The sequence below is a fragment of the Cryobacterium psychrophilum genome, assembly GCF_004365915.1.
Classification (GTDB): Bacteria; Actinomycetota; Actinomycetes; order Actinomycetales; family Microbacteriaceae; genus Cryobacterium; species Cryobacterium psychrophilum.
The window spans coordinates 1,003,024-1,026,601 of record NZ_SODI01000001.1; the positions used below are offsets into that span (position 1 = coordinate 1,003,024).

A 23,578-nucleotide genomic window follows, 5' to 3' on the forward strand; every position below is an offset into this window, starting at 1 on the left:
CAAATGGTGACCATTCCGAGGCGGCGCAAACGCGCGACGATCCACGATGTCGCCGCGGAAGCCGGCGTTTCCCGCGGAACGGTCAGTCGAGTGGTGAACAACGAGCCGTACGTGTCGGCCGAAGCCCGCAGCGCCATTGAGGCGGCCATTGAGAAGGTCGGCTACGTGCCGAACAACGCCGCCCGCAACCTCGTCATGCAGCGTTCCCAAGCCGTCGGCCTCATCGTTCACGAGCCGCATTCCCTCTTCCTTGAGGATCCGAATATCGGCGCGATCCTGCTCGGTGCCAATACGGCGCTCTCGCGCGCGGACTATCAGATGGTCAGCCTGGTGATCGAGTCAGATCGGGACACCGAGCGGGTGGCCCGGTATCTCAGCGGCGGCTTCGTCGACGGCGCTGTCGTGGTATCAGCCCGAGAGAAAGACCCGATCACGCGTGTTATCGAACGACTCGACATGCCGGCAGCCTTTGTCGGGCACCCGCAGGACCTGCAGGACCTTCCCTACGTGGGTATCGACAACCGTGCCGCTGCCCGCGCGATCACCGAACGACTGATGGCCACCGGGCGACGCCGAATCGGCATGATCGTCGCTGCCCTCGACCGCGACTCGGGCACCGACCGCCTGGCGGGGTTCACCGAGGCCCTTGGCGACCGGTTCGACCCGTCGCTGGTGGCTCCAGTCCCGCTCTACACCTACGCGGACGGGCGTGACGGCATGCGCGCACTGCTTGCACGCGACCCGCTCATTGACGGGGTTTTCGCGGCCTCTGACGCCATCGCCGCCGGCGCGCTGGACGCCTTGCGGGAGGTCGGCCGCAGCGTGCCAGGCGACGTGGGAATTGTCGGCTTCGACGACAGCGCTTGGGCATTGCGGTGCCAGCCGTTGCTCTCGACCGTGCGTCAGCCTGCCAACGGGCTCGGCGAGCGCGCCGCGGAGTCGGTGCTCAGCCAGCTGCGCGGCGAGCCCCCCGAGCTCGGCGGCATTCTGCTCGACACCGAAATAGTGTGGCGCGACTCCGCGTGACCGGCAGCCCGCCCCGACGAACCGCCCGATCAAGCATGCACGGCCGAATCTCGCGAACGACGGCTACAAGCGGTTGACCCCGGTGACGCGCACAACGGCCTCGCCACGCTCGTCGGAGGCCGCGAGGTCGACGTCGGCGCTGATGCCCCAGTCGTGGTCGCCCGCCGGGTCGTCCAGAATCTGGCGCACCGTCCAGCTGGTGGGCGTCGTCTCGATCATCAGCAGGTCGGAGCTACGCGCATTGGCCCCGGTGAGGATCTCGTCATGTTCCGCGAAATACCCGTCCAGGGCATCACCCCACACCTCGGCCGTGAACCCGTGCTCCTTATCGAGGTCGCCGAGCTCGTCGTAGTGTTCAAGCGCGGCCAGCTGCACTCGACGGAACAACTCGTTTCGAACGAGGATGCGAAATGCCCGCACATTCGTGGTGAGCCGCTTCGGGGCGGGCGGCAGGAGCGCGTGGGCTTCGGTCTCGTGCTCCACGGGGTCGGGATGCAGCAGCTCTTCCCACTCGTCGAGCAGGCTCGAATCCACCTGGCGCACGAGTTCGCCGAGCCACTCAATCAGGTCGAGCAGGTCCTCGTTCTTGGCCTCGTCCGGAATCGTCTGCCGGGCGGCGCGATACGCGTCGGAGAGATAGCGCAGCACGACCCCTTCGCTGCGGGCGAGCTTGTAGAACGCAATGAACTCCCCGAATGACATCGCCCGCTCGTACATGTCGCGCACCACGGACTTGGGCCGCAGCGCGAAGTCCGCGATCCAGGGCTGTGACGCCTTGTAGGTCTCGAACGTGTAATTCAACAGCTCTTCGAGCGGCTTGGGCCAGGTGATCTCCTCCAGCAGCGCCATTCGCTCGTCGTACTCAATCCCCTCGCGTTTCATGGCGTTCACGGCCTCACCGCGCGCCGCGAACTGCTGACCCATCAGCACGGGGCGCGGGTCGTCGAGCGTCGCCTCGAGAATGGAGATCATGTCGAGGGCGTAGTGCCCGGTGCCGGGGCCGGGACCCATGGCCGGGTCGGGGTCGAGCAGCTCGAACGCGGCGAGCGCGAACGGCGACAGGGGCTGGTTGAGCGCGAAGTTGGCCTGCAGGTCTACCGTGAGTCGGATGCCACCTGCCGCACTCTGCTCCACGATCCCGGCTTCTCGCAGCGTCTTGTAAATGCCGAGCGCGCGCCGGGCGAGCACGAGCTGGCGCTTCCACGGCTCGTGGTTATCGAAGACGAGGGAGTGCACGTGTGCGAAGGCATCGCCACCCCGCCCGATCACGTTGATGAGCATGGCGGCCGTCATCTGCATGCTCGAACTGAGCGTCTCCGGCTCGGCGTCGACCAGGCGGCGGAACGACGGTTCGCCCCAGGACACGAAGCCCTCCGGCGCCTTTTTGCGCACGATCTTGCGCTTCTTCTTCGGATCATCGCCGGCCTTCTCAACGGCCTTGAGGTTCTCGGACTCGTGGTCGGGGGCCTGAACGACCACGGTGCCGGCGGTGTCGTAACCCGCACGCCCGGCGCGACCGGCGATCTGGTGGAATTCCCGGGCGAGCACCTGACGCATCTTCACGCCGTCATACTTCGTGAGTGCGGTGAACAGCACGGTGCGAATGGGCACGTTGATGCCGACGCCGAGCGTGTCGGTTCCGCAGATGACCCGCAGCATCCCGCGTTGCGCGAGCTGCTCCACCAGACGGCGGTACTTGGGCAGCATCCCGGCGTGGTGCACGCCGATGCCCATGCGGATGAGCCGGGACAGCGTCTTGCCGAAGCTCGTCGTGAACCGGAACTCGCCGATGAGTTCCGCAATCTCGTCACGCTGCTCGCGGGTGGCCACCTTGGCGCTCGCGAGTGCCTGCGCGCGCTCGAGGGCGGCAGCCTGAGCGAAGTGAACAATGTAGACGGGCGCCTTCTGCGTGTGCAGCAGCTCTTCGATCGTCTCGTGCACGGGCGTGTTCTCGTAGTAGAAGTTGAGCGGCACCGGGCGCTCGACACCGGTGACGATCGCGGTGTCACGGCCCGTGCGCTTCGACAGGTCGTCGGCGATGAACTTCACGTCACCGAGGGTCGCCGACATGAGAATGAACTGCACGCGCGGCAACAGGAGCAGCGGAACCTGCCAGGCCCAGCCGCGCTCCGGGTCCCCATAGAAGTGAAACTCGTCCATGACCACCTGGTCGACTTCGGTGTCTTCGCCGTGGCGCAGTGCGAGGTTCGCGAGGATCTCAGCCGTGCAGCAGATGATCGGGGCGTCGGCGTTCACCGAGGAGTCGCCCGTCATCATGCCCACGTTTTCGGCACCGAACGTCTCCACGAGGGAGAAGAACTTCTCGCTCACGAGCGCCTTGATGGGAGCCGTGTAGAAGGTGCGCTTGCCGGCGGACAGCGCCGCGAAGTGAGCCCCGACCGCCACAAGCGATTTACCCGTGCCCGTGGGCGTGCTGAGGATGAGGTTCGCCCCTGACACGATCTCGATGACCGCTTCCTCCTGAGCCGGGTACAAGGAAAGCCCCTGCTCGGTCGCCCAGTCTTCGAACGCCTCGAAGAGAACATCGGGGTCGGTTACATTGGGGAGACTCGTGAGAAGTGACATGTTCCCTTAAGACTGCACTACTTCTGTCCCCCGCGCCTCTCCGCCTGCCCGGCCGCGGCAGATGTGACGATTGTCTGACGCTTGAGGAACCGGGCGCGAGCCGGGGCGCCAACACAGGCAACGGTTCTAGGGTGGTGCCATGGCCCCCAGTGATGCCTCAACCCGTGATGCCTCGCCCCGTGATACCTCGCCCCGTGACGCCTCGCCCCTCCAGGCTCAGCAGCGCGGGAACGCGTTTTCGACGGTGTGGCGCCCCGCCATCGCCGGCTTCGCCGCGGCGACCGCGGCACTCGGCTTCGCGGAACTGACCGCAGCGCTCCTCGCTCCCACCGCAAGCCCGGTGCTCTCCGTCGGCGCCCTCATCATCGACCTCGTACCACCGGGAGTGAAAGACCTCGTGATCGGGCTCTTCGGCACGGCCGACAAGCTCGTGCTCATCATCAGCATCGGCCTCGTCGTGTTCGCGCTCGCCGGCCTGGCCGGAATTCTGGAGTACCGCCGGCCACCGTGGGGCCGCGTGCTCGTGGTCGCCGCCGCCGCCCTCGCCCTGTTCGCGGCGCTCACCCGTGCGGACTCCGCCGCGCTGGACGCTTTTCCCTCCCTCGTGGCCGCCGGTGTCGGCACGATCGTTCTCACCGTTCTCACCCGTCGGCTCAGCAACCGGCCCGCCGGAGAGGGAACCCTGGACCGTCGCGGCTTCCTGGCGTTCACGGGAGCGAGCGCCGGCCTCGGCGTTCTCGCGCTCATCGGCGGCCAGCTGCTGCTCGCCGGCACCCGGGCAGCGGATGCCGCGCGCGCCCTGTTCACGCTGCCACCGGCATCCGTTCCCGGCGTGCCGATCCCGGAGGGGGCCTCATTCGAGGTTGCGGGACTCTCGCCCATCATCACGCCGAACGCGGATTTCTATCGCATCGACACCGCACTGCAGGTGCCGCGGATCGACCCCAGCACGTGGACGCTGCGCATCACCGGCATGGTGGAGAAGGAGGTGGAGATCTCTTTCGCTGAGCTGCTCGCTCTCCCCCTTGAAGAGAGCACGACGACCCTCGCGTGCGTGTCCAACTATGTCGGCGGCGATCTGATCGGCAACGCCGTGTGGCTCGGCTACCCCATCCGCCATCTCCTTGCCCGGGCGGTACCCACGGGCGGCGCCGACATGGTGCTCTCCCGCAGCTCCGACGGGTTCACGGCCGGCACGCCCCTTGAGGCGCTCACCGATGAGCGCAACGCCATCCTCGCCGTGGGCATGAACGGTGACCCGCTTCCGCTTGAACATGGCTACCCGGTTCGTATGGTCGTTCCCGGCCTCTACGGTTACGTCTCCGCCACGAAGTGGGTGGTTGAGCTCGGCGTCACCCGCTTCGATCAGGCGCAGGGGTATTGGACGCCGAGGGGCTGGTCCGAGCTCGGCCCGGTGAAGCTGTCCTCACGCATCGACGTGCCGCGCAGGGGCGCGCAGGTGGCGGCCGGCCAGGTTGTGGTGGCGGGCGTCGCCTGGTCACAGCATGTGGGGGTGAGCGCCGTGCAGGTGCAGATCGACGACGGTGAGTGGAACGATGCCACGCTCGCGGACGCCATCTCCGCCGACACCTGGCGGCAGTGGATGTTCACCTGGCCCGCCACGCCCGGCAGCCACTCCGTCACGGTGCGGGCCACCGATGCCAACGGCCTCGTTCAGACGTCGCTCACGCGCGATGTCGCGCCCGACGGCGCCACCGGCCTGCACCGAGTGTCGGTGAACGTCGCCTAATCGCTAGACCGGCGTGAGGACGGCGATCGGTATCGTGCGGTCCGTATTTTTCTGGTATCTGGCGAAGGTGCTCGCCTGTGCGATCACCACGTCGTTCCACAGCCGGTCTCGTTCGGCCGGGTCCGTTACTCGTACGAATACGTCGGTATGCCGCGAACGAATCTGAATGTGGGCGCGTGCGGACTTCCGAAGGTTCCTGAACCACTGCGGTTCCTGGGGCGAGCCCCCGGCGGAACCAACGACCAGGTAGCCGCCCTCGTGTTCGAAGAACCCCACGGGAACGGTGTGCGGCGTGCCGGATTTGCGGCCCGGCACGGTGAGGAGCAGCACATCGAGCCTGCCGAGCGATCCCCCGATGAGGCCGTTCGTGAGGCGATAGATCCAGACCGCCATGCGCATGGCCACCCGCATCATGGTCATCGCTGGAGAATTCATGTCCTCCCCTCGTCAGGAGCGATCATGGCACCGCGCACCCGGCAGGTCAACGTTTGGGCGTTCCGGCCGCGCCCCCTGCGCCCCTTGCGCGTTCGGTGCAACGCTCAGGCACCTGATGATCACACCCTCGGAGCCGGGTGGGGGGACCGTGTTACACACTGCACACGTTGCCGTTTTCGAGCGTCGGCGGTCACGGGTGGTTTAATGGAGCAATGACTATTACTGCTGCCGCCGACGGGTCAGCCCTCGGCAACCCCGGCCCGGCAGGGTGGGCCTGGTACGTCGATAACTCCAACTGGGCCGCCGGCGGCTGGAAACACGCCACCAATAACCAGGGTGAGCTCAAGGCGGTGCTCGAACTCTTTCGCGCCACCAAACACATCGACGACGACCTGCTCGTGCTCTGCGACAGCCAGTACGTCATCAACTGCATCACGAAGTGGATGCGGGGGTGGAAGGCCAAGGGCTGGCGCAAAGCCGACGGCAAGCCCGTGCTCAACGTGGATCTGCTCAAGGAGATTGACGCGGAGATCGTGGGGCGCCGATACCGTTTCGAATGGGTGAAGGGCCATGCCAACCATCCACTCAACGAGGCGGCCGACGTGCGTGCCCGCGGGGCCGCCGAATCGTTTCAGCGCGGTGCACCCGTGCGGAGTGGGCCCGGTTACACGGCGCCTGGTCGGGCAGCCATTGCCGCACCGACCTCGAATCGCTCGACCCCGGAGGCTGCCGCGACGGCACGCACGGTCACTTCCGCCCACTCCGAACTTTTCTCCTTCGACGAAGACGCCGGAGACCTCGGGGACGCGCCCGAGAGCCTGGGCGGCCAGCACAGCAACGATCACCCGGTCTCGGCGCTGCGCAGCGTCAGCGAACAGCGCAGTATCACCCTGACGCTCACCGCCGACGATTTCGACCGGCTCACCCAGCGTGCCCGCGTGCGCGGGCTCAGCATAGAGGATTGCCTGCGCGCCCTGATCTGATACCTGTCACCACATCGCCCGCGGGCGTATACTGCCGATATTCCCCTGGACGATCCTGACGTTCGTCCGCTCAGCCTGTGCAGCAATCGTCTCTCTCCCTCATCGACGAACGGAGTAATCATGGTCATGACAGCACTCACCTCTGCCGATGTGCGCCACTTGGAACAGAGCCTGCGGCGGATGCGCGCCGAACTCGCCACCGAACTTGCGCGGCTCGCCGAGTCGCTCGACGAGGTGCGGGTAACCCGGGATGAAGCGCAGGACGACGAGCATGACCCGGAGGGGCCCGCCCTCACCATGGAATGGTCGCGGCTGTCCGGGGTGCAACACGATTTCGCCGAGAAGCTCGCACGCATCGACAGGGCGTTGCAACGAGTCGACGACGGAACCTACGGCGTCTGCCTGCGCCAAGGGGAGCCGATCGGTCGCGAACGCCTCGAGGCCCGGCCCGCAACGGAATTCTGCATCGACTGCGCCCTCGAACTTGAGGCCGAACAACGACGCTGAGTCGCGTGCATGCGCCTGACCCGGCGACTGCACCTGGCCTGTCGTCTGCACCTGGCCTGTCGTCTGCACCTGGCCTGTCGTCTGCACTTGGCCTGTACGGAGCTACCGCACCCCGATCAGGGACCTGAGCCCGAATTCCGACACCATGGGGATCCCGTAGTCGACCGCTTTGGCTGACTTCCCCGTGGTCGCACTCGGGTTGGCGACCACGAGAAGTCGGGTGCGCATCGTGATGGCTGGCGCCACGGTGAACCCCCGCGCGCACAGTTCACGGTTCCAGTCGGAGCGCGACCGGGCAAGGTCACCGGTCAACACGACGATGTCACCCTGGTTCAGCGATACCGTTTCCGGCTGCGGCGCTTCGCGTCCCTCGGGCAGCCCCGCCGACGGCAGCGGATCGACAACCGCGGTCACGAGCTCGGCTGCAACACCGAGCATGGTGGCGACGCCGAGCAGCTCTTCGCGCTCCTCCGCACCCAGGGTGCCCGCGAGCCGGGCGACGCGGGCAAGGTCTTCCACGTAGGCGCTGTTGAGATCCGCACACTCCGTGGCGCTGATCCCGCTCATTTCGGCGAGTTGCGTGAGCACGCGCAGATCCCCGCGATCGAGGCGGTCGTTGATCAGGCAGAGGTCAAGCAGGGCAAGGTAGTCGAGGTGCCCGTCCGGGCCCGGATAGTTGGGCAGCCGAGCGGCCGTTCGCTCGAGAAAACTCGGCAGAGAAAGCTCGGTTCCCGGCAAGCGGGGAACCCACCCTGACCGCGCGGATCCGAGCGGTGCCCAGGGCGTAGCGGCGGCGCGATCCAGGGCCATCTGCCAGGCCGGGAGACCCGGGTCGCTCTGGACATACGCTGCGAGGAGTTGCGCGGTCGCCACGGCCTTCAGAAGAGCGCCGTGCCCCGATGCCACCTCAATGTCGAAGGCCGCACAGCAGTCCGCAAGCGACCGGCCGGCCCCTGGCAGGAATTCCCGGGCGAGTTGCATGGTGCACACCGCTTCCATGCCCCGACGCGGACGATACGACATCCGTTGAAACTCACTCATGAGAAAACTCGTGGCGAACTGGGCGTTGTGGCAGACGAGTACCCGGCCGGAGAGAAGCTCGACGAGCCGTGATGCGATCAGTTCGAACGCGGGGTACTCCGGCGCACCGACCATGGTGTGCCAACGCCCGGTGATGTTTCCGGCCGCATCGGCATTAACCACGGCGATCTCAACGACCCGATCGCTCCGGTACGGGGAGAGACCCGTCGTCTCGATATCCAGTACGGCAAATCCACGCTGCGGCATTCTTACTCCGACCTGTTCTCAGGTGAAGGTATCCGCTATGCTCAGCAACCCGCGAGCTCCAGTTCGGGTGGCCTCAGTTTGGGGCGGCGGCTCAGGCCGCCCGGCTGAAAAAAAGTGTTGCCATTGCATGGCAATTGCATTTTACTGGATGGCAGGGCATTCAACGAAGGAGCACCGTGGCCGAGTCATCCACCCGCACCGTGGACCGCGCCCTCAGCCTGCTTGCCGTCATCTGCGACGGGGACGGCCTCACACTATCCGCCAGCTCCCGGGCCGTCGATCTCTCGCCGAGCACCGCCCTGCGCCTTCTGCGAACGCTCGAGACGAGCGGATTCGTGCGGAGGGACGACGGCGGCGGCTACCGCCCGGGCAGTCGACTGATCCAGCTCGGCGCCCAGGCGCTGAGCAACCAGTCACTCGCTCCGCACTGCCGCCCTGTCATGGAAGACCTCGTCGCCGCGACCGGGGAATCGGTCTACCTCAGCGTCGAAGGCCACACCCGCACGGCCCTCTATCTCGCCATCGTCGAGGGCACGCACTCGGTCCGCCACGCCAGCTGGGTCGGCCGCACCGTTCCACTCGAGCAGTCCGCCGCCGGCCAGGTGCTCGAAGGACGTACCCCGGCGCCGGGCTACGTCGTCGTCGAACGCGGCATCGAGTCGGACGTCACCGCCATCGCCGCACCGATCCGCTCCGCCGGCCGAGTCGTGGCCGCACTCAGCCTCGTCATCCCGAGCTATCGAGTCACCGCGGCCGATATCGACCGCTACGGGCCACTGCTCGCCGCCGCCGCCGACCGGGTGTCGGCGGGCCTCAGCTCGCCGACCGGTCCCTGATCTCCCCCGCGCAGCACCACTCGACCTGACACACCCGACCTGAACGCGATTTGAACCAAGGAGACACCGATGTCCGAATCCCGCCCCGTTCGCGCCGCCCGCGGCAACACCCTGACAGCGAAGAGCTGGCAGACCGAAGGCCCGCTGCGGATGCTCATGAACAACCTCGACCCCGAGGTCGCTGAGCATCCGGAGAACCTCGTCGTGTACGGCGGGACTGGGAAGGCCGCCCGCAACTGGGAAGCCTACGACGCGATCGTGCGCACGCTCACCACGCTGGAGAAGGACGAGACCCTGCTGGTGCAGTCCGGCAAGCCGGTGGGCGTGTTCCGCACCAACGAGTGGGCGCCGCGCGTGCTCATCGCCAACTCGAACCTCGTCGGTGACTGGGCGACCTGGCCGGAGTTCCGCAGGCTCGAGGCGCTCGGCCTGACCATGTACGGCCAGATGACCGCCGGCTCCTGGATCTACATCGGCACCCAGGGCATCCTGCAGGGCACCTACGAGACGTTCGCGGCCGTCGCCGCCAAGCTCGCCGCCCGACGGGGCGGGCTTGACGAGCACGATGGCGGCACGCTGGCCGGGACCCTCACCCTCACCGGCGGGGCCGGCGGCATGGGCGGCGCGCAGCCGCTCGCCGTCACCATGAACGACGGCGTCGTGCTGATCGTCGACGTCGACGAGACCCGGCTGCAGCGCCGGGTCGACCACGGCTACCTCGACGAACTCACCACAGACCTCGACGACGCGATCGCCCGGGTTCTCGCGGCGAAGGACGCGAAGCGCGCCCTGTCGGTGGGCCTGGTCGGCAACGCCGCGACCGTGTTCGCCGAGCTGCTCGCCCGCAAGGTGCCCATTGACATCGTCACCGACCAGACGAGCGCGCACGACCCACTGTCGTACCTGCCCGAGGGCGTCACCGTCGAGGATTGGCACCCCTACGCGGCCGAGAAGCCGGAGGAGTTCACCGAACGCGCCCGCGCCGCCATGGCCAAGCAGGTCAAAGCCATGGTCGAATTCCAGGATGCCGGAGCCGAGGTTTTCGACTACGGCAACTCGATCCGCGCCGAGGCCGAGCTCGGCGGCTACGAGCGGGCATTCGAATTCCCCGGGTTCGTGCCCGCGTACATCCGGCCGCTTTTCGCCGAAGGCAAGGGCCCGTTCCGCTGGGTCGCTCTCTCCGGCGACCCGGCCGACATCGCGGCCACCGACAAGGCCATCGTCGAGCTGTTCCCGGAAGACGAGCACCTGCGCCGGTGGATCACCAAGGCCCAGGACCTCGTTCATTTCGAGGGCCTGCCTGCCCGGATCTGCTGGCTCGGCTACAAGGAACGCCACCTGGCCGGCCTGAAATTCAACGAGATGGTCGCCTCCGGCGAGCTCTCCGCGCCGATCGTGATCGGCCGGGACCACCTCGACTCCGGCTCCGTCGCCTCGCCCTACCGGGAGACCGAAGATATGAAGGACGGCTCGGACGCGATCGCCGACTGGCCGCTGCTGAACGCCCTGCTCAACACGGCATCCGGTGCCACCTGGGTGTCGATCCACCACGGTGGCGGTGTCGGGATCGGCCGCAGTATCCACGCCGGCCAGGTGATCGTCGCCGACGGAACCGCCCTCGCCGCCGAGAAGATCGAGCGGGTGCTCACGAACGACCCGGGCACCGGCGTGATGCGCCACGTCGACGCCGGCTACGAGCGGGCCGAAGAGGTCGCGCGCGAGCGCGGCCTGCGCGTGCCGATGATGGAATCGGATTGAGCGGGCTCCTCGCCCACGGTGTCCTGGCCGGTCTCGACGAAATTAATGAGACCGGCCAGGATGCCCAGCGTGGCGGCTACTCACGGCACGTCTGGCAGGGGCCCGACCTCGAGTTGCGGGCGTGGTTCATCGAACGAGCCGAGCGCATCGGGCTCGCCGTCGAAACCGACCGCAACGGCAACATCTGGGCCTGGTGGGGAACCCCGGGGCCGGATGCCGTCGTCACCGGCAGCCACCTCGACTCCGTGCCGGGCGGCGGCGCGTACGACGGCCCGCTCGGCGTCGTGTCGGCGCTCGACGCCATCGCACGACTTCAGGCCACCGGCGTCACGCCGTCGCGCCCCTGCGCCATCCTGGTCTTCGCGGAGGAGGAGGGCTCCCGGTTCGGCATCGCCTGCCTCGGCTCGAGGTTGATGACCGGGACACTGGACGCCGACCGCGCCAGGGCCCTCGTCGATCCGGACGGCGTCACGCTGGCCGAAGCCGCAGCGCACGCCGGAATCGATCCGGCCCACCTCGGCACCGACCGGGACGCGCTGAATCGGATCGGACTGTTCGTTGAACTGCACATCGAGCAGGGCCGCGGCCTGATCGACCTCGGGCACCCGGTGGCCGTTGCCTCCTCGATCCTGGCACACGGTCGCTGGCGCCTCACCATGACCGGGCAGGGCAATCACGCCGGCGCCACCCTGATGACCGACCGCCGCGACCCGATGGTGGCCGCCGCGCGCGCCGTGCTCGCGGTGCAGGAGGCGGCCTCGGCCAGGCCCGGCACCAGGGCCACCGTCGGCCGGATGAACATCATCCCCTGTGGTACGAACGTGATCCCGTCGCGCGTCGAGGCCTGGCTCGACGCCAGGGCGGAGACCGACGAGGAGACCCGCGCCCTCGTGAGCGAGATCACCGCCGGGGTCGACGCGGCCGTGGCCGAGAACGGATGCGCCGTCTCGATTGTGGAGGAATCGTGGGCCGGCTCTGTGCACTTCGACCCCGAACTGCGAGACCGATTCAGCGCCGCCCTCCACGGCGTTCCGACCCTGCCGACGGGCGCCGGCCATGACGCCGGTGTGCTCGCGGCGAGCGTGCCGAGCGCCATGCTCTTCGTGCGCAACCCGACCGGGATCTCGCACTCGCCCGAGGAATTCGCGTCGGCCGAGGACTGCATGGCCGGGATCGACGCGCTGGAGAAGCTGCTCAGGACGCTGCTGTGACGGGCGCGGGAACCCACGTCTTCTGGTGCGAGACCCTGCTCGTTGACGGCGAGCCGACCCCCGGCGTTCGCGTTGAGGTAGGAGCAGACGGGCGCATCGCCCGCCTCACGCCCGGCTGCGCGCCGAGGCCGCGAGACGTGCGCCTCGGCACCGTACTGCCCGGCATGGCCAACGCGCACTCCCACGCGTTCCACCGCGCGTTACGCGGCTGCACCCACGCGGACGGTGGCGACTTCTGGCAGTGGCGCGAGGCGATGTACCTCGCGGCCGGACGACTCGACCCCGACCGGTACTACGCTCTCGCCCGGGCCGTGTTCGCCGAGATGCTCGTCAGCGGCTGGACCGCGGTCGGCGAGTTCCACTACGTGCACCACCGCCCGGACGGCTCCCGGTACCCGCGCGAACACGCCATGGAACTCGCGCTGGCCGCGGCGGCGCGCGATGTGGGCATCCGTCTCGTGCTGCTCGACACGCTCTACCTCGCCGGCGGCATCGGGCGCCCGCTCGCTCCGGAACAGCGCGCCTTCGACGACGGCTCGGCGGCGGGCTGGCTGGAGCGCTGGCGATCCCTGAACGAGACCCTCGGCGCGGATCCGGATGCCCGGGTCAGCCTCGGCGCCGCGATCCACTCCGTGCGCGCCGTGCCCACGGCCGCCATGCGGGAGGTGCTCGCGGGGCTGCCTTCCGCCGTGCCCCTGCACATTCATCTCTCCGAGCAGCCGCAGGAGAACGCGGACTGCCTGGCCGAATACGGTCTGACGCCGACCGGCGTGCTCGCCGACCTCGACGCCCTCTCGCCGCGCCTGAGCGTCGTGCACGCCACCCACCTCACCGACGCAGACATCGAATTGATTGGGCGCACCGGCACCACCGTCATCATGTGCCCGACGACGGAGGCCGACCTCGGCGACGGGATCGGCCCGGCCCGGCGCCTCGCCGACGCCGGCGCCAGGATCGCCCTCGGCTCCGACCAGAACGCCGTCGTCGACCCGCTGCTCGAGATGCGCGGCCTCGAGGCCGGCGAACGGCTGGCCTCCGGCGAGCGCGGTCGATTCGACCCGGCCGCGCTCCTGGCCGCCGCGTCGACCAGCGGCTACGCCTGCCTCGGCCTCGGCGACAACCGCCTGCGTCCCGGCGGTCTGTGCGACCTCGTCGAGGTCTCGATGGACAGCGTGCGCACCATCGGGTCGGCGCCGGCCCAGCTGCCGCTCAGCGCCACGGCATCCGACGTTGTGCGCGTCATCGTGCACGGCGTGATCGTGGCCGACTCCGGACGGCTCGTCTCCGCGGGCGGCGCCGCGGCCGACCGGCTGCCCGAGGCGTTGCTGCGGCACGCCCTGGCCACGCTCGACAACATCCCGCCCATCCACGACGGCACCTCGGGAGATCCCGCATGACCAGACCCCGCATGACCAGCCCCCCTGTCACCAGCCAACAGACCACCGAGCTGATCACCGGCATCGCCGAGCTGACCACCCAGGCCGACGATCGGGAGCGCCTGCTCGACGCGGCGCTGGTGATCGAAAACGGTCGAATCGCGTGGATCGGCTCGGCCGCCGACGCCCCCGCCGCCGACCGGCGAACGGACGTCGGCGGCCGCGCCGCGCTGCCCGGCTGGGTCGACACGCACTCCCACCTCCTCTTCGCCGGCGACCGCGCCGCGGAATTCGAGGCCCGCATGGCCGGGCAGCGTTACGAAGCCGGCGGGATCAACACAACGGTGCGTGCCACGCGGGCGGCGACCGAGGAGCAACTGGTCGCCAATGCCCTGCGACTCCGCCTTGAGGCCGAGTCGCAGGGCACGACGTTCCTCGAAACCAAGACCGGCTACGGCCTCGATCTGGAGAGCGAGGTGCGGTCCGCGCGGGCCGCGGCGACCGTCGCCGACGTCGTCACGTACCTCGGCGCCCACGTGGTGCCGCAGGGACACGATCGGCGGGACTATCTCGACCTCGTCACCGGGCCGATGCTCGCGGCGGTGGCACCGTACGTGTCGTACATCGACGCGTTCTGCGAGGCCGGCGCCTTTGACGTGGAGGAGACCCGCGAGGTGCTCCTCGCCGGACGCGCCGCCGGTCTCGGCCTGCGCGTGCACGGCAACCAGCTCGGCTTCAGCGGCGGTGTGCGGCTGGCCGTTGAGCTCGGAGCGGCGAGCGTCGACCACTGCAACCACCTCGAGGCGGCGGACATCGACGCACTCGCACAGTCGACGACGGTCGCAACACTGCTGCCCGCCTGCGATCTCTCGACGCGCGAACCCTTCCCGCCGGCCAGGGCGCTGCTCGACGCCGGCGCGAGCATCGCCCTCGCCACCAACTGCAACCCCGGATCCTCGTACACAACGTCGATGCCGTTCTGCGTGTCCACGGCGGTGCTGCAAATGGGCCTGACGATCGACGAGGCCATCTGGGCCGCCACGCGCGGGGCAGCCCAGGCGGTGGGCCGTGAGCGGGGACCGGATGCCGTCGGATCGCTCCAAGTGGGTGGCCTGGCCGACCTCCAGGTGCTTGACGCGCCAGCCGTGGCGCACCTCGCCTACCGTCCGGGCGTTCCACTGACCCACGCAGTGTGGCGCCGCGGCGTGAGGCCGGGCGTCGGCGGGCGCCCTGTCTGAGCCCGCCGACGTGCGGGGAACCGCGCGCGTCGCCGTCGCCCGGGTGCGCTTCCGCCGCCGGGGCTGACCCGTCCGGTCGTGCAACCCGCGGTGGTCACTTAGCGGTGCGGGCGCGCTCGGCGTAGTAGCGTGGCCTCCATGATGAACCTGATCGTTTTTCTCCTCGTTGTCTGGCTTGTTTTCGCGGTGCTGGGATTCGTGATCAAGGGGCTGTTCTGGCTCGCTGTCATCGGAATCATCCTGTTCCTCGTGACCGCCGCCTTTGGCTGGGTGAAGCGCAAGACGGCGAAATAACGGCTCCCGCCCGGCGGTGAATCAGACGGGGATGTTCTCCGATTTGCGGGCTTCACGGGCCGAATTCTTCGGCGGAAGCAGGGTGTCCGCCTGCTCAAGCGACATGCCGTTGGTCTCCGGAATCTTCGCGAGCACGAACCAGAACGACAGGCCGGCGAAGAGCGCGTACAGGCCATAGGTGATGGGCAGGGACAGCTCCGCCATCGGGGGAAAGCTCACGGTGATCAAGAAGTTGGCGATCCACTGCGCGGCTGCTGCCAGGCCAAGCGCCTTGGCCCGAATGGCGTTCGGGAAGATTTCTCCCAGCAACACCCAGACGACAGGACCCCACGAGGCGCCGAACGAAATAACGAAGAGGTTCGCCGCCACGAGGGCGATCGGCGCCCAGGCATCCGGCAGGCTCAGCGTCCCGTTGACCGTCTCGGACTGGCTGAACGCCACGGCCATGGTGGCCAGCGACACGGTCATGCCGATCGAGCCGGCGAGGAGGATGGGGCGCCGGCCAATCCGGTCGACGAGGGCAATCGCCACGAGGGTCACGAGAATGTTGGTCACCGAGGTGATGACCGAGATCGTGAGGGAGCTGCTCTCCTCGAAGCCCACGGCCTCCCACAGGGTTGTGGAGTAGTAGAAGATCACGTTGATGCCCACGAACTGCTGGAACACCGAGAGAATGATCCCCACCCACACGACGGGCTTGAGGCCGAAGGCCGTGCCACGCAGGGACCCCGAGCGCTGGGATCGCTGGTCGTTGGTGATCGATTCGTTCATGTCGCGCAGTTCGCGGTCGACGTCGCCCGTGGGCCAGAGGCGCACGAACACGGTGCGAGCTTCGCTTTCGCGGCCCTTGAGCACCAGGAATCGCGGGGACTCGGGCAGCAGGTAGGCGACGGCGCCGTAGACGATGGCAGGCACGGCACCGGCCAGGAACATCCAGCGCCAGGCCTCGAGACCGAGCCAGTACGTTCCGCTCGCGCCCCCCGCGGCGTTGGCGAACACGGCGTCGGACAGGAGCGCCGTGAAGATTCCCAGGGTGATTGCGAGCTGCTGCAGCGACCCCAGGCGTCCGCGCATGTGGCGCGGGGAGATCTCGGCGATGTACGCGGGGGCAACGACCGACGCCAGCCCAATCCCCAGGCCACCGACAACGCGCCACACAATGAGGTCGACGACGCCGAAGGCCAAGCCGGAGCCGATCGAGCTCGCGAGGAACACGATGCCACCCACAATCATCATGGGGATGCGTCCATAGCGGTCGGCGAAGCGCCCACCGAAGAAAGCACCCGCCGCAGCACCGAGGAGTGCGCAGGCCACGGCGAAGCCGGTGAGGACCCCGCTCAGGGCGAACTCGTCCTGCACGGCATTGACGGCACCGTTGATGACCGAGGAGTCGAAGCCGAAGAGGAACCCTCCGAGCGCCCCGGCAATGGCCAGGACGATGACTTTTCGGTTGGTCCCCTGCTGGCCCGTACTGCTCAGCGTGGTCGTCTCAGTCAAAGTGCCGCTCCCCTGCGTTCTTGAGTCAACGATGTGTTCGGAATGCATCGCCAATTTTTTGCAACCTGCCGAGCCTACGCCTCGTACCCCTATCCGGGACACCGGTCGGGGTAGCGGCGGGCAGAAGGGAGGAAATCAGGACTGCGGGCTGGAAACGGCACCACGACTGGGCATAGGCCGGCAAGCGCTCTAAAGAGTCGGCTGACACCCAGCCGGCCCGGGCTAATCTCAGCTCATGAGCAGGTTTGCGGACACGTGGCGTGCACGGTTGTTGACCACGTTGTCTGGCAATGACCGGGGTCGACCGAAGTGGGTCGAGAAGATGGAACTCGGCGACGACATCGGCTTCTTCGGCCCGGGTTCAGCATCGTGGGCGGTGCACGGCGGCATGGCCACGATGGTGGCGGGCATCCGCGCCCTGCTCATGCAGACCCTGCATCCGGGAGCGATGGCGGGGGTGCACGACTGGTCCCGCTACGAAGAGGACCCGCTCGGCAGGCTCTCGGGAACGATTCAATGGCTGGTAACCGTGACCTTCGCCAGCACAGAGCAGGCCGTGCACGAGTCGGGCCGGGTGGCCCACTTTCACGACCGCGTCGCCGGCACCTACCTCGACGCGCAGGGGATGGAGCGCCCCTACCGCGCGGGCGACCCCGAATTGCTGTCGTGGGTTCACGTGGTTTTCACTGATGCCTTCCTCGCGGCCGAAACGGTGTGGGGCGGCCCGATCCCGGGTGGTGCCGACCAGTACGTGCGCGAGTGGTCGAAGGCCGGCGAACTCGTGGGGGTGATCGATCCGCCGCTCTCGGAGCGTGACCTGCGCGGCCAGCTTGAGGCCTTTCGCGCCGCGGGAACGCTCAAGAGCGACGAGCGGGTGGCCGAGGCGGTGCGCTTCATTCGCTACCCACCCCTGCGGCCTTCGATGCTGCCGTTCTACCGCATCATGTTCGCCGGGGCCGTGGCCTCACTGCCCGTGGAATACCGCGAGATGCTCGGGCTGAAGCGGTCACGGCTGCCGGTGATCTGGGCGACCGGCGTTGTGCTCGGGCTCGTGCGCTCACTGCTCGGCGCTTCGTCGTCGTCGGAAGACGCAGCCCGGGCGCGCATCGCCCGCATCGACGCCGCGGACAGCAAGCGTTCGCGCGGGTAGAACGTCATGGTGGCGACCGGAACGCCAGTCGCCGTGCTCAACTCGGCCGTTGCCGGGCCTCACGGTCCCGGGGTCAGGCCTCGGGTGTGAAGAAGGCGACGATCGCGAGCGAGAGCGCGGCCGGGTCGTTAACGTGGCACAGTTCACGGGCCGAGTGCATCGACAGCAGCGGCACGCCCACGTCCACGGTGCGGATACCGAGGCGGGTTGCGGTGAGCGGTCCAATGGTCGAGCCGCACGGAACAACATTGCTCGACACGAACTCCTGGTACTCAACGCCGGCCTGCTCGCAGGTGCGAGCCCACAGGGCCGCGCCCACGGCATCCGTTGCGTAGCGCTGGTTCGCGTTGATCTTGAGCAGCGGACCGCCGCCGAGACGGGGCGTATTGGCGGGGTCATGGCGCTCGGAATAGTTGGGGTGCACGGCGTGGCCCGTGTCGGCGGAGAGGCACCACGACTCGGCATAGGCCTGCAAACGCTGGGAAACGGATGCGCCGAGGCCCGCCGCGATCCGGGTGAGCACGTCGTCGAGCAGGGGCCCGCTCGCACCCGACCGGGACGCGGAGCCGATCTCCTCGTGATCGAACGCGGCGAGCACGCTGATCGAGCCGGCGGCGGGACTGGCCGCCGCGACGATGAGGGCGCACAGGCCGGCGTGCACCGACGAGAGGTTGTCCATACGTCCCGCCGCGAAGAGCGAGCCGTCCTGCCCGAACGTTGCCGGGGGCTGGGTGTCGGCCGTGAGAATGTCGTACCCGGCGACATCCGCTGCCAGGACCCCGGCGAGGGCGGCGAGGTGCGCCACGAGGTCGGCATCGGCGAGGTCGCCCACGCCGAAGACCGGCGTCATGTGACGCTGCCGGTCGAGCACGAGGCCGTTGTTGACCTCACGGTCCAGGTGCACGGCGAGCTGCGGGATGCGCAGGAACGGGCCGGTGCGCACGAGGTGCTCCGTGCCGTCTTTCGTGACGAGGCGGCCGGCAAGTTCAAGTTCGCGGTCGAGCCACGAGTTGAGCAGGGGCCCGCCGTACACCTCGACGCCGGCTTGAAGCCAGCCGTGAGAGCTAATGGTGGGCTTGGGCTTGAGCTTGAATCCGGGCGAGTCGGTGTGGGCACCGAGCACCCGGAACGGGGTTGCCGGACCCGCTGCACCGGGCTGCACCCAGGCGATGATCGCACCGTCGCGCAGCACGAAGTGGCCACCGGCCGCACCCGACCATGCATCGGATTCGCTCAGTCGGGTGAATCCCTCGGCCTCAAGTCGTCTGGCCACCTCGTTGGCCGCGTGGTACGACGACGGTGAAGCGATGATGAAGCGTGCGAAATCGTCGAGGTAAGCGGGGGTGGCGTCCATGTGTCCATCCAACCACTCCTGCCCGCGGTCCTAGACTGGCCGTTATTGCATCGGTGACTCACATCGGTGACGCGAGGGGACCCCGATGACGGATTCGAACGGCAACACCACGTATCCGGCGGGCTGGTACCCGGATCCGTCCGGCGCTCCGGTGCAGCGTTGGTGGAACGGCACGGCCTGGACCGAAGACCTGTATGACCCCTCGCTCGCGGTCTATGGGACGACTCCGCCGCTCGTGGCCGGCCAGGGCACGCCGGTGAGCAACGGACTCCTCTGGGTCATTGTTCTGCTGCCTCTCGTCTCCCTGATCGCGAACGCGCAACTTGACATGACCGCCTACCTGAGGGCTTCCCTTTCGTCGACCGGTCCCATCATCGACCCCGCATACGCTGTGCTGCAGTTCCTCGGATTCGCCGTCTATGCGGCCACGATTGTGCTGGCCTTCTTCGATCACCGCAGGCTTTCGCGCCTCGGGGTGTCGCGGCCGTTCCACTGGGCCTGGGCGTTCCTCTGGGGCGCCATCTATGTGTTCGGTCGCACGATCGTCGTGCGCCGCCGCGTGGGCGGCAGCCTGGCACCGATCTGGACGTGGGCAGCCATCACGGTGCTGACCGTGTTCGTGGCCATCACCAAGATGGCGTCGGCAATCTCCGAATTGGCCCCGGCCCTCGGGAACGCCATCGCCAGCTAGCGTCCCGTCAGCTCGCTGCGGACGCTTCGGTCTGCAGCGCGGCACGCGCGAAAGCGGCGCCGCCCACGCTCGGTGTCCACGAGTTGCCGTACCAGTCCTCGGTCGGCTCGAAGACGCCGAGCCGGTTCAGCAGGCGCCATTTCTCCATCAGGAGGCCGTGCACCTTTGCCGTGCTGACCCCGTCGCCGCCCGGTTCCGCCCAGCCAATGGTCTCAAGGCCCCTGGCCACCGCCACGAGGTATTCCGCCGACTGGTCGAGGGAACGGGTCGCCACAAACAGCAGGAGCAGGCGCGTCGCGTCTCTCACTTCGGGGACCCGGCTCTTGTGCACCGTCCGGGCGAGGTGCCACCAGAGCGCACGGGGTGAATCCGTGAGCGCACGCCCCTTGGCCGTGCGCAGCAGCGTTCCCTTGCTGATTCGAAGCAGGCCGACGTCGCGCATGTGCAGGCGCATTTCCCGCAGGGGGCTGATGTGGCTCTCCCGATTCACGGTGACGGGCCATCCCCAGTCCAGCTCGGTTGTGGCTTCGATCACCACTGACGGCGGCAAGTGCCCGGCCTTCGTCAAGCGGATACCGTCGGCGCCGACGCGCCGCAGCATCCAGTTGATCTGCTCCACCATTCGCGTCATCGCTCTCGGGTTGAGCAGGATGGGGTCGCTCACCCGAGCCTGCGCGATGAGCCGCCGGAAGCCCGGCACGGAGTCTGCGTGCATTCGCGGCTCGAATTGCTGGATGACGTTCATCCTTCGAGCCTAGCCACGCCCGCCGAAACCGTTGGTCCCTGCACCATTGCGAGCGAAAAATGTCGCGTAGCCTTGGAAAATGGCTCGAAGCATCGCAACCAACACCGTCATTGACCTGGACGACCTTCTCGACTGGGTGCGCCCGCGGCACCACATGCTGCTCGCAACCACACGCAGGGACGGCCGACCCCAGATCTCACCGGTGTCCGGCGGCGTCGACGCTGAGGGCCGCATCGTGATCGCCACCTATCCCGGCCGCGCAAAGACCCGCAACGCCGAACGAGACGCGCACGCCTCCGTCGTCGTGTTGTCGGACGAATGGGACGGCGCGTGGGTGCAGATTGATGGTGACGCCGAGGTACTGCACATGCCGGAGGCCGCCGACGGACTGGTCGACTATTTTCGGTGCATCGCCGGCGAGCACTCCGACTGGGACGAGTACCGCGCGGCCATGGCGCTGCAGGACAAGTCGCTCATTCGCGTGACGCCCACCCGGTGGAGCCCCATCGCGACGGGAGGCTTCCCCGCCGACGTCGCCACCCGCCTCGAGGCACGCTGACCGGCGACCCCACTGTCAGGCGTATCTGACACGCTTGACTCATGACTGATACCCGGGCATCCGCTCTCGAAATTCTTCGCACGCTCGTGGGGCGTCCCGACGCGGATTTTCACGAGGGCCAGTTCGAGGCCATCGAGACCCTCGTCGATCAGCGGCGCCGCGCCCTCGTTGTGCAACGCACCGGCTGGGGCAAGTCGGCCGTGTACTTCGTGGCCACCCTGTTGCTGCGCCGCCAGGGAGCAGGACCCACCATCCTGGTATCGCCGTTGCTCGCGCTCATGCGTGACCAGGTTGCCGCCGCCGCACGCGCCGGCGTGCGCGCGGTCTCGATCAATTCGTCGAACGCCCACGAGTGGGGCGAGGTACTCCAGAAAGTTCAGCGCGACGAGGTCGACGTGCTCCTCGTCTCCCCCGAGCGTCTGAACAACCCGTCGTTCCGTGATGAACAGCTCCCGACGCTCATCGCCCGGGTGGGCCTGCTCGTGGTCGATGAGGCGCACTGCATTTCGGACTGGGGCCACGATTTTCGCCCCGACTACCGGCGCCTGCGTGATCTCATTGCCCAGATGCCCGCCGGTGTTCCCGTTCTCGCCACGACGGCCACCGCGAACAGCCGGGTGGTGACCGACGTCGCGGAGCAGATTGCCCAGGCGAACACCGGGTTGCCTCCCGGCTCTGCCGTCAGCCCTGTGGTCACCATTCGCGGGCCCCTCGCCCGCACGTCACTGCGCCTCGGGGTGCTGCGACTGCCGGATTCCCGCGCCCGGCTCGCCTGGCTGCTGAGCCACCTCGGTGAACTTCCCGGAAGCGGCATCATCTATACGCTCACGGTTTCTGCGGCTGAAGACACCGCACGACTGCTGCGCGACGCCGGCCACGTCGTGCGCTCGTACACGGGCCAGACCGACACCACCGAGAGGGAAGAATCGGAGGGCCTGCTCAAGAAAAATGAGGTGAAGGCTCTCGTCGCCACGAGCGCCCTCGGCATGGGTTTCGACAAGCCCGACCTCGGTTTCGTGCTGCACCTCGGGGCGCCATCCTCGCCCGTCGCCTACTACCAGCAGGTGGGCCGCGCGGGGCGTGCCACGGCGAACGCCGACGTGTTGCTGCTGCCCGGCACTGAAGATGAAGCCATCTGGCACTACTTCGCCACCGCATCGATGCCCAACCAGGCCAAGGCGGAAGCCGTGCTGGGTGCCCTCACCGAGAACGGGCCGTCTCCCCTCTCGACGCCGGCTCTCGAAACGCGCGTCGACCTGCGCCGCACCCCGCTTGAGCTGCTGCTCAAGGTGCTCGACGTCGACGGCGCCGTGCGTCGCGTGAAGGGCGGCTGGGTCGCGACGGGAGAACCGTGGGTCTACGACCGGGACCGTTACGAGCGCATCGCCGCCGCGCGACTCACCGAGCAACGCGCCATGCTGGAATTCGAAAGCACAACGGGCTGCCGCATGGAGTTTCTCCAGCGAGCCCTCGACGATGACACGGCAGTGCCCTGCGGGCGCTGCGACAACTGCACCGCACCGTGGTATCCGCAGGACGTGCGCGAAGAAGCCGCGAGCGCCGCGACCGCCTCGCTCGACCGCGTTGGCGTCACCCTCGACGCCCGCGCCCAGTGGCCCACGGGAATGGCCAGCCTCGGCGTAACCGCTTCCGGCAAGATCGCGCTCGGTGATCGACTGTCCGAAGGTCGAGCGCTCGCGCGGCTCACCGACCTCGGCTGGGGCGGCGCCCTGCGCGAAATCTTTGAGGGCACCGGCCCGGACACCCCGGCAACGACCGCCATGACGGCCGCGTGCATCCGGGTGCTCGCCGAGTGGAAATGGCACGAACGCCCGGTCGCCGTGGTGAGCATGCCGTCCCGGCGGCATCCGCTGCTCATTGACTCGGTCGCCCGCACATTGTCTGAGGTGGGCCGGTTGCCGTGGCTCGGCGATCTGGGCCTGTCGAACGGGGGTCCCACGGGAACGTCCGGCGGTAACAGCGCGTATCGACTCTCCAACGTCTGGGATCGCTTTGAGGTGGGCGCGGAGCTGGCTGCGGCTCTCGAACCCTTCGCCGGACGCCCGATTCTGCTCGTCGATGATGTGGCTGACAGCCGCTGGACGCTGACGGTGGCGGGCCGTGAGTTGCGCCGGGCGGGGGCCTCGGCGGTGCTGCCCTTCACGCTCGCCCTGCGCTCGTAGCCGGCGGCGACCCGCGCCCGATTCACCGCCACACAAGGTAACCGGAATATTTCACCCTCGCGGTCGCTTGTTACGCTACGGAAGCCGCCACTGCGGCTCCGCAGATCATTGA

General features: G+C 68.1%; 20 protein-coding genes. 14 read left to right on the top strand and 6 right to left on the bottom strand.

Annotated elements, in window-relative coordinates; genetic code table 11:
* The first annotated feature begins 3 nt into the window (after window positions 1-3).
* Entirely contained in the window at window positions 4-1,026 is a 1,023-nt protein-coding gene (locus EDD25_RS04700; protein WP_134172253.1) for a LacI family DNA-binding transcriptional regulator, read from the top strand.
* A 63-nt stretch (window positions 1,027-1,089) separates the two neighbouring features.
* Here EDD25_RS04700 and EDD25_RS04705 read toward each other — a convergent pair whose 3' ends face one another.
* Window positions 1,090-3,612 carry a DEAD/DEAH box helicase gene (locus EDD25_RS04705; protein WP_134172254.1) on the bottom strand — a complete coding sequence of 841 codons (2,523 nt, stop codon included), beginning with the start codon at window positions 3,610-3,612 and terminating at the stop codon, window positions 1,090-1,092.
* A gap of 139 nt (window positions 3,613-3,751) precedes the next feature.
* Here EDD25_RS04705 and EDD25_RS04710 point away from each other — a divergent pair, with 139 nt between their 5' ends.
* On the top strand, window positions 3,752-5,362 hold the full coding sequence (locus tag EDD25_RS04710; RefSeq protein ID WP_134172255.1) for a molybdopterin-dependent oxidoreductase: 1,611 nt from the start codon (window positions 3,752-3,754) through the stop codon (window positions 5,360-5,362).
* A 3-nt stretch (window positions 5,363-5,365) separates the two neighbouring features.
* Here the strand turns inward: EDD25_RS04710 and EDD25_RS04715 are convergent, their stop codons facing one another.
* Window positions 5,366-5,797, bottom strand: coding sequence for a nitroreductase/quinone reductase family protein (locus EDD25_RS04715; RefSeq protein WP_134172256.1), 432 nt, complete (start codon window positions 5,795-5,797; stop codon window positions 5,366-5,368).
* A gap of 212 nt (window positions 5,798-6,009) precedes the next feature.
* Between EDD25_RS04715 and EDD25_RS04720 the strand changes: the two genes are divergently transcribed.
* Window positions 6,010-6,780, top strand: coding sequence for a ribonuclease H family protein (locus EDD25_RS04720; RefSeq protein ID WP_134172257.1), 771 nt, complete (start codon window positions 6,010-6,012; stop codon window positions 6,778-6,780).
* Between the two features lie 120 nt (window positions 6,781-6,900).
* Window positions 6,901-7,287: a TraR/DksA family transcriptional regulator gene (locus EDD25_RS04725; RefSeq protein ID WP_241986344.1), complete on the top strand. Its 387-nt coding sequence runs from the start codon at window positions 6,901-6,903 to the stop codon at window positions 7,285-7,287.
* Window positions 7,288-7,389: 102 nt separating this feature from the next.
* Here the strand turns inward: EDD25_RS04725 and EDD25_RS04730 are convergent, their stop codons facing one another.
* Window positions 7,390-8,574, bottom strand: coding sequence for an exonuclease domain-containing protein (locus tag EDD25_RS04730; protein ID WP_134172258.1), 1,185 nt, complete (start codon window positions 8,572-8,574; stop codon window positions 7,390-7,392).
* A gap of 176 nt (window positions 8,575-8,750) precedes the next feature.
* Between EDD25_RS04730 and EDD25_RS04735 the strand changes: the two genes are divergently transcribed.
* From EDD25_RS04735 to EDD25_RS17410, 6 genes are all read left to right on the top strand, one after another.
* Window positions 8,751-9,410 (top strand): IclR family transcriptional regulator, encoded by a 660-nt coding sequence (locus EDD25_RS04735; protein ID WP_134172259.1) that lies wholly within the window; start codon window positions 8,751-8,753, stop codon window positions 9,408-9,410.
* 69 nt (window positions 9,411-9,479) lie between these two features.
* On the top strand, window positions 9,480-11,168 hold the full coding sequence (hutU, locus tag EDD25_RS04740; RefSeq protein WP_134172260.1) for a urocanate hydratase: 1,689 nt from the start codon (window positions 9,480-9,482) through the stop codon (window positions 11,166-11,168).
* The gene (locus EDD25_RS04745; RefSeq protein WP_198418850.1) at window positions 11,165-12,379 is read left to right on the top strand and encodes an allantoate amidohydrolase; all 1,215 of its coding nucleotides are present in this window, start codon (window positions 11,165-11,167) and stop codon (window positions 12,377-12,379) included. Before hutU ends, EDD25_RS04745 begins: the two co-directional genes overlap by 4 nt.
* Entirely contained in the window at window positions 12,376-13,776 is a 1,401-nt protein-coding gene (locus EDD25_RS04750) for a formimidoylglutamate deiminase (RefSeq protein ID WP_134172261.1), read from the top strand. The genes EDD25_RS04745 and EDD25_RS04750 overlap by 4 nt, the downstream gene beginning before the upstream one ends.
* A gap of 11 nt (window positions 13,777-13,787) precedes the next feature.
* Window positions 13,788-14,993: an imidazolonepropionase gene (gene hutI / locus EDD25_RS04755; RefSeq protein WP_134172262.1), complete on the top strand. Its 1,206-nt coding sequence runs from the start codon at window positions 13,788-13,790 to the stop codon at window positions 14,991-14,993.
* Window positions 14,994-15,131: 138 nt separating this feature from the next.
* On the top strand, window positions 15,132-15,287 hold the full coding sequence (locus EDD25_RS17410) for a hypothetical protein (RefSeq protein WP_166671191.1): 156 nt from the start codon (window positions 15,132-15,134) through the stop codon (window positions 15,285-15,287).
* Between the two features lie 21 nt (window positions 15,288-15,308).
* Here EDD25_RS17410 and EDD25_RS04760 read toward each other — a convergent pair whose 3' ends face one another.
* Window positions 15,309-16,784: a sugar porter family MFS transporter gene (locus tag EDD25_RS04760; RefSeq protein WP_241986345.1), complete on the bottom strand. Its 1,476-nt coding sequence runs from the start codon at window positions 16,782-16,784 to the stop codon at window positions 15,309-15,311.
* 235 nt (window positions 16,785-17,019) lie between these two features.
* Here EDD25_RS04760 and EDD25_RS04765 point away from each other — a divergent pair, with 235 nt between their 5' ends.
* On the top strand, window positions 17,020-17,934 hold the full coding sequence (locus EDD25_RS04765) for an oxygenase MpaB family protein (RefSeq protein ID WP_134172264.1): 915 nt from the start codon (window positions 17,020-17,022) through the stop codon (window positions 17,932-17,934).
* 73 nt (window positions 17,935-18,007) lie between these two features.
* Here EDD25_RS04765 and EDD25_RS04770 read toward each other — a convergent pair whose 3' ends face one another.
* Window positions 18,008-19,288, bottom strand: coding sequence for a M18 family aminopeptidase (locus tag EDD25_RS04770; protein WP_134172265.1), 1,281 nt, complete (start codon window positions 19,286-19,288; stop codon window positions 18,008-18,010).
* Window positions 19,289-19,373: 85 nt separating this feature from the next.
* On the opposite strand from EDD25_RS04770, the gene EDD25_RS04775 reads away from it, so the two are divergent.
* Window positions 19,374-19,979 (top strand): DUF2510 domain-containing protein, encoded by a 606-nt coding sequence (locus EDD25_RS04775; RefSeq protein WP_134172266.1) that lies wholly within the window; start codon window positions 19,374-19,376, stop codon window positions 19,977-19,979.
* Window positions 19,980-19,986: 7 nt separating this feature from the next.
* On the opposite strand, the gene EDD25_RS04780 is transcribed toward EDD25_RS04775, so the two are convergent.
* Complete coding sequence (locus tag EDD25_RS04780) at window positions 19,987-20,724, bottom strand: hypothetical protein (protein ID WP_134172267.1); 738 nt, start codon at window positions 20,722-20,724, stop codon at window positions 19,987-19,989.
* A 79-nt stretch (window positions 20,725-20,803) separates the two neighbouring features.
* Here EDD25_RS04780 and EDD25_RS04785 point away from each other — a divergent pair, with 79 nt between their 5' ends.
* Together EDD25_RS04785 and EDD25_RS04790 are read left to right on the top strand one after the other, a co-directional pair.
* Window positions 20,804-21,283, top strand: a complete 480-nt coding sequence (locus EDD25_RS04785) for a PPOX class F420-dependent oxidoreductase (RefSeq protein WP_134172268.1) — start codon at window positions 20,804-20,806, stop codon at window positions 21,281-21,283.
* A 41-nt stretch (window positions 21,284-21,324) separates the two neighbouring features.
* Window positions 21,325-23,466: a RecQ family ATP-dependent DNA helicase gene (locus EDD25_RS04790; RefSeq protein ID WP_134172269.1), complete on the top strand. Its 2,142-nt coding sequence runs from the start codon at window positions 21,325-21,327 to the stop codon at window positions 23,464-23,466.
* The last annotated feature ends 112 nt before the right edge of the window (window positions 23,467-23,578 follow it).